Below are 13,048 nucleotides of genomic sequence, written 5' to 3' on the forward strand. Positions count from 1 at the left end.
CCTTGCAACGGCATCCGGCGCCAGTCGAGCGCGGGCAGGGCGGCGGTATCGACGGCGGTCATGGCGTTTCCGTGTAGGAGCGCGCTTGCGCGCGATGCGTTGGTGTCGATTGCGCCGGGAGCATCGCACGCAAGCGCGCTCCTACAAAAAAAATGGTCATGGGCGGGATGGCTCCGATAGCTTCAACAGCATCGAGCGCTGCGGATCGAGCACCGCGCAGACCAGTTCGGTAGCGGCGACGAAGGCGCGATGCGCCGGACTGTCCGGGTCGAACAGCTCCAGTCCGCGACTCAGCAAGGCTGCATAACCGGGTGCGTAGTCGCGCTCGCCGCCATTGAAATCGTCGCCTGCCCATGCGGCCGCGGCTTTGCCGAGGCGCGCCTCGGGCTCGCTGGCGGCATAGGCCTGGGCGGTGCGTGGAAAGAACAGCAGGGGTCGTTGCTCGGCGGATCGATAGGCTTCGACGAGGCGGCGCAGTCCGTGCCGAAGCTGGGCGGCATCCTGCGCGCGGATGGGATCGAGCAGTCCCGAACTGCGCGCCTTGCGATTGTTGGACGTCGGTTCCAGATAGTCGCCATGCACGGTGCCGGCATGGGTCAGTCGCAGCGCGGCCCAATCGATGTAGAAGGCCAGCATCTCCCTGAGGCCGGCGGCGCGGCCCGGCTGTGCATCGAACAGCAGCAAGCCGCCGTCGGCGCCATGAAAGATCCGGTCGACCACGCCGGTCAGGCGCAAGCCGTCGCCGAGGTCCAGGTCGATCGCCTGTGCCAGCGATCGCGCGATGCCGTCGGCGAACAAGGGCTGTGCCTTGTCGAGCAGCCCTCGCAGCGAGTCGCGCAGTTCCGCGTAGGTCTCGGCGCCGATGGCACCGCAGGCCAGCAGACCGGAGCGCGCCAGCCATGCCGGTGGTTCGGCGGGCAGTTCGCTGCGGCCGGCGGCCAGCGTTTCGAACAGCAGGCGATGATCGACCCGTTCGATCCGGTCGACTCCGGTTTCCAGCGGCTCGCGATCGGACCCACCGATGCTGTCGAGCGCCTGCAGGCTGATGCCGTGACCGCGCAGCAGCGTGTCTTTAGCCGGATCGCGCCAGTAATGTTTGAGGGCGCCGAGTGTGACTTCGCCGCCGCCTGTGGCGGCCTTCGGTGTACCGACGGTCTCGCCGAGAAAGCGCGGCACATGGGTGCAGGACGGCGCAGCCACAAACGCGGGGTCATACGAGAACAGTCGGGGATCGTGTCGCGGCTGGCCATGCGCGTCGCGCTCGTAGTAGCGCGCGTCGAACGGCTGCAGCGGATGGCGGATGCGCCAGGGGCGATCGGCTTCTTCGTTGCCGGCGATCGCGTGCTGCTCGTCCAGAAACTGCAGCAGTTCGGCCAGCGGCGCGGCCGGATTGCGCGGCTGGCCATCATGCACGCCTTCGCCGACATAGCTGATGTACAGCACGTCGCGCGCGGACATCATCGCTTCCAGGAACAGGTAGCGATCCTCGCTGCGGGTGTCTCGGTCGCCCCGGCGCGGCTGGCTGAGAATCTTGTTGAGTCCTGCGTCGTTGCCGGGACGGGGGAATTCACCCTCGTTCATGCCGAGCAGGCAGACCACGCGGAACGGGATCGAGCGCTGCGGCACCAGCCCGCAGAAGGTCACTCCGCCGAGCAGGAAGGCCTGGCGTTCCGGTATCGCGTCCAGCGCACCGCGCACGGCTTCGCGCACCACGCTCCATGGCAGCGGCGTCTGGATGCCGACTTCCGCGGCCTGGCTGCCCAGACCGGCGGCGAGTCGGCGCAGCGCGTCGAGCGCGTTGTTTTCGGTGGCGTCGCGCGGGTCGGCGAGGAACAGCACGTCGATCAGTTCCAGCAGCCATTGGCTCCATGCGGCGAGCGGCCGCGCGCCGGCAAATTCGCCGCGTGCCCGGCGCAGTTCGCCCAGCAGGCGATCGAACTGGCCCAGCGCCTCGACGGCGCTGCCGGAGACGCCATCCAGCGGCAGGATGCCATCCAGAAGCTGACCGTCCGGCAGTTCGCTGTCGGCGTCCTGTCCCACGATCAGCCCCGCGTACATCCGGTCGAAGCCGAACTGCCACGAGTTCGCGTCGGTCGCCGCTGCGCCGACTTCGGCCTTCATGGCGGCATCCAGTCCCCATGCCACGCGGGCGCGGCGCAGCCAGCGCTCCAGCGCATCGCGGCCGCCGGTGTCGATCGCGAAGCGCCGCGCCACCGCCGGAACGTCGAGGAAATCCAGCACCTCGCTGATCGCGAAGCGGCTTTCCGCCAGATCCAGCACTTGCGCAAAGGCGCTCATCAAGGGGTGGGCACGCGCCAGTCCCACGTCGGCCAGATGCCAGGGGATGTGCAGCGGATCGCTGCGGTATTGCGCCGGCTCGCCGAACACCGCTGCGAGGTACGGCGCATAGGCGCTGATGTCCGGTGCCATCACCACGATGTCGCGATGCTGCAGCATCGGATCGTCGGCGAGGCAGCGCAGCAAGGTGTTCTTCAATACCTCCAGTTCGCGCAGGCGGGTGTGGCAGGCATGTACCCGCAGGCTGGGATCGTTGCGCAGCGCCGGCAGGAGCTTTTCCGCGCCGGCGCCACCGGCGACTTGCCCGCGCAGCGTCGTGCCGACCAGCTCCGGCTGCAGGCAGCGGATGCTGGATTGCAGTCGCGCCAGCAGCGAGGTTTCGCCGGGCAGCGGCTCGGCATCGTCGAGCGGGTCGCGCTCGTCGATAGCGTCGCATTCGTCCAGGGTGAGGCAGAAATCCTGCGCGATGCGGCCCAGAGCCACCAGCAGGGGATGGCCGACTTCGTAATACAGCGCCTGCGGATCGTCGGCGTGGGTCAGCAGGAAACGCTGCTTGCGCAGGTAGACCCAGTGCTCGCGGCACGGGTCGGGAAAATACAGATGCACGGACTTATGCAGGGCTGTGGCCTGCAGCGCCTGAAGTACGTCGGGTGGCAGATGGCTGACACCGAACACGTGCAGCGGAGCCTCGTCCGCCGGATCATGCCCGGTACGCAGCGCTTCGAGCAGCGCGGCACTGCGCTGGGCGCGGTGCGGACGGTTGATCGAGGTCTGCAATTGCCGCCACAGTACCGCCTGCCAGTCGCGGTTGTGGGGGCCGGGATGCCGTTCCCAGTCGAGGATCCAGTCCGGCCGATAGATCAGGTATTGCGTGTACAGGCCGGCCAGGTGCTCGGCCAGCTGGAAGCCGCGCCGTGCGGCATCGTCGCCGGCCAGATACGCGGTGACCTCCGCCGCTTTCAGGGCCGGCAGCGCCATCAGCAAACGCCAGCGCAGCACCTCGTGCCGATACGCACCGCCGATCAATGCCTCGTCGCCCAGCACTCGGCGGGCGGTGCGCTCGAACCATTGCCACGGCAGGATCATCTCGTAGTTGGCAGCGACGCCGTGACTACCATGCGGACCGCTGCGCTGCGCGAAACGACCGAGTAGCCAGCGTTGCAGGCCCGGATGCGCCACCACCACCGTTTGCCGGGCCAGCGGATTGGCCGGCCGCTGCGCCTCGAGCAACTGCGCCAGTGCGTCGGCCAGCCGCTCGGTGCGGCTGCCACGATGGACGATCAGTCCGCTTCGGTGTTCCTTCATCCTTTCCTGCCCTGATGACGCCATGGGCACAGCATACCGAGGCAGCGTCCCACAGCCTGAGAATATTTCCCGATATTGACGCGGAAGATGTCGATCTGGCGACAGCCTGTTCGTCGTCTGGTCAGAGCAGGGGTTTCCAACCCACGATCCCCGGGAGACACGACGATGCGATTCATGGTGATAGTGAAAGCGGACAAGGACTCGGAAGCCGGCGTGATGCCGGGCCAGCAATTGCTGACCGAGATGGGCAAGTTCAACGAAGAGCTGGTGAAGGCCGGCATCATGCTGGCGGGCGAGGGCTTGCAACCGAGCTCGAAGGGCGTACGGGTGAAATTCTCCGGCCGCCAGCGCACGGTGATCGACGGGCCGTTCGCCGAAACCAAGGAACTGATCGCCGGCTTCTGGCTGTGGCAGGTGAAGTCGAAGGACGAGGCGATCGAATGGCTCAAGCGCGCACCGTTCGATGGCGACACCGAGATCGAGTTGCGCCAGGTGTTCGAAGCGGAGGATTTCGGCGCCGAATTCACGCCCGAGCTGCGCGAGCAGGAAGAGCGCCTGCGGGCGCAGATCGCCGCCAAATCGTGAACCGGACCTCCGGACTCCTACCGGAAAGCCAACGGAGCATTCCCATGCAACTGACCAACTACCTCATATTCAAAGATACCGCCGAAGCGGCTTTCACCTTCTACGCACAATGCCTGCGCGGCAAGATCGCGACGATGATGCGCTTCGGCGAAGCGCCCGGCTGCGAGCAGATGCCGGCGGAAACCCGTGACTTGCTCATTCACGTGCGGCTGGAGATCGGCGACCAGGTGCTGATGGCTTCCGACTGCCCGCCCGACCGCCCCTATGACGGCATCAAGGGCTGCGCGGTATCGATCCAGGTCGACACCGCGGCGGAAGGGGAGCGCATCTTCAACGCACTGAAGGAAGGCGGCACGGTGCAGATGCCTTATGAAAAGACCTTCTGGGCCGCGCGTTTCGGCATGTTGGTCGACAAGTTCGGCGTGCCGTGGATGATCAATTGCGAGAAGGACCAGTAGCCATGCGCTTTGGCTGGCGAAATCCATGCATTTGCTCTTCAACATGGACAGCCTGGCCGGCCGCGGCTTCGAGCGCGGGCTTGCCGACCTGAAGGCGGTGGCCGAAGAAAACTGATTCGCTCGAAACGGATTCGCTCTTGCGCCGGCGGGAGGCAGATGGTGTGATCGGTCACCATGAGCGCGACCGATACCCACCGCACCATCGATGCCGTCTGGCGGATCGAATCAGCCCGGCTCATCGCCGGCCTCGCGCGCATGGTGCGCGACGTGGGACTGGCCGAAGAGCTGGCGCAGGATGCGCTGGTCATCGCACTCGAGCAGTGGCCGCAGTCGGGCGTGCCGGACAATCCCGGCGCGTGGCTGATGACCACCGCCAAGCGCCGCGCGATCGATCGCCTGCGCCGCAGCAAGCTGCTCGAACGCAAGCACGTGGAGTTGATGCACGAGCTCGAGAGCGAACAGGAGCACGCCGTGTCGCAGGTAGAGGCAGCTCTGGATGACCCGATCGGCGACGATCTGCTGCGGCTGATCTTTACCGCCTGTCATCCGGTGTTGTCGGTCGAGGCGCGCGTGGCGCTCACCTTGCGCCTGCTCGGGGGGCTGACCACCGAGGAAATCGCACGGGCCTTTCTGGTGCCGGAGCCGACGATCGCGCAGCGCATCGTGCGGGCCAAGCGCAGCCTGGCCAAGGCCGAGGTGCCGTTCGAGGTGCCGCGCGCCGAGGAACTGGCGGCGCGCCTGTCCTCCGTACTCGAGGTGATCTACCTCGTGTTCAACGAAGGCTATTCCGCGACGACCGGCGGCGACTGGATGCGGCCCGCTTTGTGCGAGGAAGCGCTGCGACTCGGTCGCGTGCTGGCCGGGCTCGCGCCCCGCGAACCGGAGGTACACGGCCTGGTCGCGCTGATGGAAATCCAGGCCTCGCGTTCGCGCGCCCGCGTCAACGGCAAAGGCGAGCCGATCCTGCTGCTCGAGCAGAACCGGGCGCAGTGGGACCGGCTGCTGATACGCCGCGGTCTTGTGGCGCTAGAGCATGCCGAAAAGCTGGGTGGCGCGCGCGGCCCGTACGCGCTGCAGGCGGCGATCGCCGCCTGTCACGCGCGCGCGCTGGCGGCGGAAGACACCGATTGGCCCCGCATCGCGGCGCTGTACGGAGTACTTGCGCAAGTCGCTCCCTCTCCCATCGTGGAGCTGAATCGTGCGGTAGCCGTCGCCATGGCGTTCGGTCCTGCCGCCGGTCTTGAACTGGTCGACGGGCTGGTCGCCGAATCGGTCCTGGCGAACTATCACCTGCTGCCGACCGTGCGCGGCGACCTGCTGGTCAAGCTGGGCCGACCCGGCGAAGCCCTCGCGGAGTTCCAGCGGGCCGCCGGCCTCACGCAAAACGGGCGCGAGCGCGAACTGCTGCTGGCGCGCGCACGCGCATGCGCGGATGCGACGGCGCCTCCGTCCCTGCGCTGAGGAAAATGGCTGGGAATCGCCCTTCACGCCCGGAATCCTGGTGCGCCCGGCACCTCTGCGCGGACCCAAAAGAACGAAGCCACCCCTGAGGATGGCTTCCGACTCGATGTTCGTTGGTGGGCGGTACAAGGATCGAACTTGTGACACCTGCCGTGTGAAGGCGAAATTCAGACGCCAAGAAAGCTAGACGTACCAACGGTTTCAGAGATATTTCTGTGACGTGCGGAACGCCTATGGAACAGTTCGTTTTTGTATTGCGCGAAAGAAGCGATGCCCGACAATGAAGGCATGGCAACCATCTCAAAGACAGATGCAGGCACCTACAAGGTGCTCATCCGCAAGGCTCGTTTTGGTGTACCCCAGCTGTACAAGACCTTCACCCGGAAAGAGGATGCGGAGGCTTGGGGAAGGAAAACCGAGAGCGAAATCGAGCGAGGTGCCTGGCGCGATGTTGGTGGAGCCGACCGTATGACTCTGGCGGTTGCGCTGGAAAAGTACCAGGCCGACGAAACTCCCAAGCACCGTGGTGCCGAGGTTGAGGGCTACCACATCAAAGTCCTGAAAGAGGAAGCGCTTGCACAGACCGTTCTCGACCGTATCACGCGTGGCAATGTGCGCGCCCTCTGTGATCGCTGGCTCACGAAGGGCTACGCCGTGGCCACGGTCAACCGTCGCCTGACGATCCTTCATGCAGTTTTCGAGTGCGCGCGAATCAATTGGGGTATGGCTGGGTTGAGCAACCCGGCTGTGTCTCTGAAGCTCAAGGGGGCGAACAAGCGCGAACGTCGTGTCAGTGTGGAAGAAGTTGCTGCGCTATGCGATGCCAGCGACTCGGCTTGGCTGCCTGCTGCAGTTCGCGTTGCCGTTGAAACGGCCATGCGTCGCGGTGAAATCTGCAAACTTCGCTGGTCGATGGTAGATATTGATGCCGGCGTGGCTTACTTGCCCGGTCGGATCACAAAGGCGGGTAGACCACGTGGTGTCCCGTTATCGCCTGAAACAGTCAAGGTGCTGCACGATCTTTTGCCTGTGACAAAGGGCAAGGACGAAGTGGCGGATGACTTTGTGCTTGGCGGTCTTCAATCGCATTCGATCACGCAGGCGTTTGCTCGCGCAGCCAAACGCAGTCGTGCCGGATACCTGGCTGACTGTGCAGAGAAGGGCGCCACACCTTCGGCTGACTACCTTGCCGATCTGACTTTTCACGATCTCCGTCACGAAGCCACGAGCCGGCTTGCGGAGATTTTCAGCCTGCACGAGTTGATGAAGATCGTGGGTCATTCGTCGAGCTCCATGCTTGAACGCTACTACCACCCGCGTGCGGAAGACTTTGCCAAGCGTCTACGCGATGTGGCCCAAGTGGCCACGAGTTCGATGATTTCGGAGGTGCAGCCATGATTCGTACGATCTACAGCAAGCGGCCTGTGTGGTTGGTTGACAAGCGAGCAAGAGCGCAGGTGAGTAATGTCTGATATCTGGGCTATCTGCAAACAGCGCTTCATCAAGGGGCTTCGTGAAGGCTTCTACGAGTTCTTTGCCCCAGGGATCGCCGCGGTGCGCTGCGGAAAAATCATCGCTCATGTTTACCTCGAACAACTGGATCGAGCGATGGCCGAGGCGCGTGAGAAAGCCAGCAACACGAAAAGGGTAGGCGGCCGTGAATGAGTTCCTTCAAGGTATGCGCAACGGCCACCGCAAGGGCACTATGTTGCCGTGGAGTGTAGTGGTCGCTGGTTATTTCGCGCCGTGGTCAGGCCTGGTACGCGCGATCATTTGGCTGCTGCGCGAAATGTCTGCCTGGCAAGGTCACGCGATGGCTGAAGCGCAACGCCGTTACGACCAGAAGATCGCCAGTCGCAAACGCAACAACTGAATGTGCTTCTATCTCTAGCTGTTGGGCGTGCTCGCCACCAGTGGGCTGTCGGTCTGGAACGGTCGCTTCCAGAACCGCGATCGTGACTCCGAATTTGTGCACGATCGCGAAAACTCCTAAAGGATAGGGGCACCAATTTCTGCTGCCCCCTATCAATAGGAGGACAGCATGGATCACGAAACCCTCGCTCAGCGCGTACAAGCTTGGGCACGCCGCCAACCGCGCGCAGTTCTGATCCCCGTCGCGTTCATCGCGATCGTCGTTTTGCTATCACTCGCTTCGGCGGCGCGCAGGGGACTCTCTCGAACCGCACCCGTGCCCGAGCACGCGCCAGTTTCGGAAGTTGTCCCTCATGAGCCACTGGCGCCGGCTCCGGTAATCAAACCACCTGTGGCCCCGCCGGTGGCGGTAGCACAGCCGCCGGCGGTAGGGGGTGGCGTTGCACCAGCGCCTGCACCGACAGAAGCAATCCGTGGCACCCCAAGCTTGGTTCCGCAGGTAATGGCCAAGCCGTCCGCGCCACCCCCTGGGATCGCGCCAGGCTGGGTCGAGTCTTCAACATTCCAGCGTGACCAATTCGGTCAACTCTCCCAGGTGGAGTCTGTAGCGGTATCGACTCAACTGACTGAATTCCAGTCGGAGAACCCTGCGCGTGGTGGCCCGGACTGGGCGCAGAAATTCCAAGGCTGGTTCAAGCTCGATGCGCCCAAATCGATCTCAATCCTGCGTGCCGCTGCAGGGGTGGGTACGGTGGAAGCCACCATTGACGGCCAGCCGCTGGGGCAGCCGTTATCCCTTGCCAACGAACCGGCGTCGCAGACGTCCACGCTCAATCTCAATACGGGGTGGCACACGTTCGTCATCCAAGTGAGCCGGGGTGGTTTCCAGGGGGCCAGTACGGGCATCGCTGCGCAGATTGCAGTTGGTGATGGCATCACCCCGCCGGTGCCGGTGGTGCCCTATGCCGTGCCGCCTGGAGAGGGTGGCGATACCAACCACCTTGCCGACGTGCAGCCTTCGACGCCGGCGAAGCTTTCAGTAGTGGTTGCGCCTGCAACAGGAGCGAACCATGAATAACCCGAACCTCAATCTGGCTATGCCTCAGGGTTTGTCACGCGTCCGTATTGCAGTTGGTGTTGTGGTCGCGTTCCTTTTCCTTTCGCATCTTGAAGACCTAGCTGGCGGGCTGCTGACAGCGGCAGCAGCACTGGCCTATGCCCGTCTGCGGCGCTGGCCAGAGGTGAAGTTCCGGTACTACTTCTCAACATTGAAATTGGCGCTCCCTGGCTGCGCCTTTGTCGCGGGCGCAAGTGCCCAAGTGGCGCTCCTTTCACTCGATCAACCTGGCTTAGGAATGGCGTGACACTCGCCGCAGGAAGTCTGGGCAAGAACGTCATTGCCGAAGCGAACAGCTCGACGCTCATGACCGTCGATGTCAAGCAAGCCTCTTCGCTGTCGGCCATGTTCCAGCAATACAACCCGAGCATGAGCTCTCAGAAGCTTACAAACGCATTCGGAGCTGAAGCCCTGGCGCACGAAGGCCAGCACCAGCTGGATTACCAGAATCCCAAGATCGGCTACCCAGCCGACCGCAAGACCGAACACACCACTGAAATGAATGCCTAGGGCAGCGTTCGGGATACTTGCCTTCATCTGCTATATTAAAGCATCCTTTAATAGCGGCCGGATGTTTTAAAAATCCCTTTAATGGCTTTTTTGTGGCCCGCTTGGAGCACGCATGCCCCGAACCACCGGCACCTACATGACCACTGCGACGGGCGGCGAAGCCGTCAGGGCCTTCGTGCCCAACCCCCTGCCGCCAGCAGCGCCGCCGCTGGATCCTGCCAGCTGCTCGGGCAATGCAGCTGCGGAACAGGCGCTGGGAAGGCTCTCCGCAATGTCAGGCCTGGTCGCTTCCGCTGAGTGGCTGATCTACAGCTCCATCCGCAAGGAAGCATTGTTGACCTCGCAGATGGAAGGTACACAAGCGACGCTGACGGATCTGCTGGACGAAGAGTCCGGCATGGATGTTGCCAGTACCACCGACGTCAGCGACGTGACGAACTACCTGCGGGCGTTCGAGTACGTGCGAAACCAGCTCAACGACAAACAAGGGGGCTTGCCGCTCTCGACGCGCCTGCTATGCGAAGCGCATGCGATCCTTTTGAACAGCGTGCGTGGCGAGCAGAAGCTGCCCGGCGAGATCCGCCGTTCTCAGAACTGGATAGGGGGCACCCGACCAGGCAACGCCGTCCACGTCCCGCCGCCTCACATCGAAGTCGGTCGGTTGCTGGGCGAGATGGAGCGCTACATCCATGAACCCGCGCCTGCGCTTCCACCGTTGGTTCGCATTGCGTTAATCCACGCGCAGTTCGAAACGATCCACCCGTTCCTCGATGGCAACGGGCGTATTGGTCGCTTGCTGATCGCTGCGTTGCTGGAAGACTGGAAGCTGTTGCCGGAACCCTTGCTCTACGTCTCCGGCCAGCTCAAGACACACCAAGCCGAGTATTACCGGCTCCTGTCGGCCATCCGCACGGAAGGCGACTGGGAAAGCTGGGTTCGCTTCTTCCTCGACTGCACGACCGAGGCGGCCGAGAACGCCCAGCGAAGCATCATCGACATCGCTTCGCTGATCGCTGCCGACCGCAAAAAGGTCATGGCTGCGAAGGACGGCACGGTGCAGGCCATTCGGCTGTTCGAAATGCTGCCGACGATGCCGCGCTTCACCACCACATTCGCTGCTGAAAAGCTGGACGTGACCTTTCCCACAGCCAGCACGGCCATCAAGGTGCTGCAGAACGTCGATGTCCTGACCGGCAGCACCGAGCAGAAACGGAACCAGCAGTTCAACTACAAGGGATACATCGAGCTGCTGCAGCGTTAGCATTCAACGCACGTATAACGGACACCACTCCGAACATTAAGCGTGAGGACTGGGGTTGAGCTATCGCCGCTACGGTCGTTGCAGCATGTCGGCCAGGACCGTCTCGGGGGGTAAAGCAGCGCTCAGATGATGCTGATACAGATACCGTCCGATCTGCAAGCGAGTTCTAAGTCCCAGCTGACCATCTTCAGGGCCGACCGGATACCCGTGTCCGTTGAGGTAATGCTGGATGGCGCGATACGTTGCCGGCAGGTTCACTCGCTGCAGGGGCGGCTGGGCGCGCATGAGGACCTTTGGTGGAGGGATGATGTGCCCAGGTACCCATGCGGATGCAACACGAATGGCAGGTTCCACCGGAGGCATTCTAAGATACCGAACCGATAAGCCATATAGCAGACCCGGCAACGCCGCGAGCAACACAACTTTCAGCATCTGGCGCAACGGCACCCAGTTGCGTCCTTTCTGCCGGTAGGGTTTCGGAACCCGCAAACGAAGCAAGCCACTGATCGATGCGCTCAGCACCCATGCGAGCGGCGACAGCAGCAACACGCCAAGACAACCGCCGATCAGTTCACCGGCAAGACCGAATGCGCCGTCAAACCAGCCGTTGGCGTGGGGCACATTCATGGCAGTGCTGACCGCTACCCAACTCAGCGGGACTAGCATCACAAGGGCCCACGCCAGAATCGAATAGGGCGGCGATATCTTGTGGAGCATGGCTTGGATCGCCTCACCGAGATCGGTGGCGGCATCCGTGGAAATAAAGCCTTGCATAGCTTGGCGCACGGTGTTGGCACCCGCAGGTGCCGAAGCTCCCGCTAGTGCGGCGACCTCCTGCGTTGCTTGGTCGAGCGCCGGCAATCCGCGATAGGTATGAAAAAGCCGGCGAGCCACCCGCGCGCGGATGTTCGTTTGCTTCCTTGCCCCCCGCAGATCGCGCACGTGTGCAATCTCGGCGGCCAACAAATAGTCAAAGATGGGGGCGGGCTTCATGGGCACCGGTTTGGGCCCAACCGCCGGCACCGTCCACGACTGATTGCGCAGTGCGATGCTTTGCTCAATCACCTCTGCCTCACCGCCATAGTGGACCACCCAGCGATCCGCATCGTCATACCCCGTGTCGAGCAGACTCAGTGAGGGCACGAAGTCCAATGCCTGAGCGGCGCCGCGCTTCGCCATAAAGTCTTGAAGCAGTTCGTGGGCAAGACCACTCGCTGTGCGCACCCACCACTGCGGGCGAGCAAGCGCCCACGTCTCGACAATATCAGTGAAGTAGCCTTGGCCAGAACAGCTCCCACAGCGTTGGCGCCCAGAACCTCCGCAAGGCCCACACACCTGGTTGCCCGAGCCGAAGCAGCCGTAGCAGCTCTGCCGCTCTTGAACGACGTAAGATTCGTGCGAGTGGCCGTTCCATCGCGTGTGGTTGACGGAAACATAGCGGCTCCCTGAGCCACCGCAGGAACCGCAACTTCGCCTCCCAGATCCCTGACACCCCGAACAGGCAACCTGTCCAGAACCGCGGCAACCACCGCACTGGCGATGCACGGAGCAAGCGTCGTATTCCTTGACCATTTGAGCTTCGCCCGAATGGCGCAGCGAATTTGCAGCGGCCACCGTGACCGTCTGCATGAACGGCACGCGGATCTCGCGATTGCTCGCCGCGTCATGCCCAAGCGCATGGAGGTGTGCTTCGAACGCGCCCTTTTCAAAGCCGAAATGGGTGGTCACGGCCCCGTTGCCGTGCACAGTGCGCGAGCGCGAGTCGTGTCCAAACTGCCAAGTCACCCACGCATCGACGGAATAGGTGTCCTTACTCAAGCCTGTGGCTTGAAGCTCATGGGCTTGTGCGTGGTTCCCGTCTACCAGCTTGCCGAGGTGCTCCATCAAGCGACGTGACTGTACATTCCCTTCGTTCTGCCCCATGGCCCCCTCCGGCTGTCCCTTCATGGTAAGGGGATCAGAAACCTAAGACGAGGGCGCGGCGTCTCTGTGGTTGAATTCCAGGGTTGCAAGGTCGCAGAGGCGGGTCGAGAGCAGGCGTTGCCCCGTAAGAATGTTGACGCCGACTTAAAACTGACCCGCCGTGCCGATTCAAAACTGACCCGGGATGAAGACGGCCACACGAGGTGGCCGTCTGTGGATAACGGTACTGTCTACTGGGCTGGATGACTAGCTGAGCGA

At 63.2% G+C, this 13,048-nt stretch carries 12 protein-coding genes; 10 read left to right on the top strand and 2 right to left on the bottom strand.

Annotation, left to right across the window (positions count from 1 at the left end; genetic code table 11):
* Positions 1-156: 156 nt before the first annotated feature.
* Positions 157-3,603 carry an exodeoxyribonuclease V subunit gamma gene (recC, locus tag ACFPPB_RS07495; RefSeq protein WP_377325916.1) on the bottom strand — a complete coding sequence of 1,149 codons (3,447 nt, stop codon included), beginning with the start codon at positions 3,601-3,603 and terminating at the stop codon, positions 157-159.
* Positions 3,604-3,768: 165 nt separating this feature from the next.
* Here recC and ACFPPB_RS07500 point away from each other — a divergent pair, with 165 nt between their 5' ends.
* The 10 genes from ACFPPB_RS07500 (at position 3,769) to ACFPPB_RS07545 (ending at position 10,867) form a co-directional block, all read left to right on the top strand.
* Positions 3,769-4,188 (top strand): YciI family protein, encoded by a 420-nt coding sequence (locus tag ACFPPB_RS07500; RefSeq protein ID WP_377325918.1) that lies wholly within the window; start codon positions 3,769-3,771, stop codon positions 4,186-4,188.
* Positions 4,189-4,232: 44 nt separating this feature from the next.
* Positions 4,233-4,646, top strand: a complete 414-nt coding sequence (locus tag ACFPPB_RS07505; protein ID WP_377325920.1) for a VOC family protein — start codon at positions 4,233-4,235, stop codon at positions 4,644-4,646.
* A 174-nt stretch (positions 4,647-4,820) separates the two neighbouring features.
* Positions 4,821-6,107: an RNA polymerase sigma factor gene (locus ACFPPB_RS07510; protein WP_377325922.1), complete on the top strand. Its 1,287-nt coding sequence runs from the start codon at positions 4,821-4,823 to the stop codon at positions 6,105-6,107.
* A gap of 270 nt (positions 6,108-6,377) precedes the next feature.
* Positions 6,378-7,505 (top strand): tyrosine-type recombinase/integrase, encoded by a 1,128-nt coding sequence (locus ACFPPB_RS07515; RefSeq protein WP_377325924.1) that lies wholly within the window; start codon positions 6,378-6,380, stop codon positions 7,503-7,505.
* A gap of 66 nt (positions 7,506-7,571) precedes the next feature.
* Positions 7,572-7,772 carry a hypothetical protein gene (locus ACFPPB_RS07520; RefSeq protein WP_377325926.1) on the top strand — a complete coding sequence of 67 codons (201 nt, stop codon included), beginning with the start codon at positions 7,572-7,574 and terminating at the stop codon, positions 7,770-7,772.
* On the top strand, positions 7,765-7,980 hold the full coding sequence (locus ACFPPB_RS07525) for a hypothetical protein (RefSeq protein WP_377325928.1): 216 nt from the start codon (positions 7,765-7,767) through the stop codon (positions 7,978-7,980). Before ACFPPB_RS07520 ends, ACFPPB_RS07525 begins: the two co-directional genes overlap by 8 nt.
* Before the next feature lie 501 nt (positions 7,981-8,481).
* A complete protein-coding gene (locus tag ACFPPB_RS07530; protein WP_377325930.1) occupies positions 8,482-9,057 on the top strand; it encodes a hypothetical protein in 576 nt (191 codons plus the stop codon).
* A complete protein-coding gene (locus ACFPPB_RS07535; RefSeq protein WP_377325932.1) occupies positions 9,050-9,343 on the top strand; it encodes a hypothetical protein in 294 nt (97 codons plus the stop codon). The genes ACFPPB_RS07530 and ACFPPB_RS07535 overlap by 8 nt, the downstream gene beginning before the upstream one ends.
* On the top strand, positions 9,340-9,606 hold the full coding sequence (locus tag ACFPPB_RS07540) for a hypothetical protein (RefSeq protein WP_377325934.1): 267 nt from the start codon (positions 9,340-9,342) through the stop codon (positions 9,604-9,606). Before ACFPPB_RS07535 ends, ACFPPB_RS07540 begins: the two co-directional genes overlap by 4 nt.
* A gap of 112 nt (positions 9,607-9,718) precedes the next feature.
* The gene (locus ACFPPB_RS07545; RefSeq protein WP_377325936.1) at positions 9,719-10,867 is read left to right on the top strand and encodes a Fic family protein; all 1,149 of its coding nucleotides are present in this window, start codon (positions 9,719-9,721) and stop codon (positions 10,865-10,867) included.
* Between the two features lie 69 nt (positions 10,868-10,936).
* Here the strand turns inward: ACFPPB_RS07545 and ACFPPB_RS07550 are convergent, their stop codons facing one another.
* The gene (locus ACFPPB_RS07550; RefSeq protein ID WP_377325938.1) at positions 10,937-12,790 is read right to left on the bottom strand and encodes a DnaJ-like cysteine-rich domain-containing protein; all 1,854 of its coding nucleotides are present in this window, start codon (positions 12,788-12,790) and stop codon (positions 10,937-10,939) included.
* Positions 12,791-13,048: the final 258 nt, after the last annotated feature.

Source organism: Rhodanobacter terrae, assembly GCF_042657005.1.
GTDB classification, from domain to species: domain Bacteria; phylum Pseudomonadota; class Gammaproteobacteria; order Xanthomonadales; family Rhodanobacteraceae; genus Rhodanobacter; species Rhodanobacter terrae.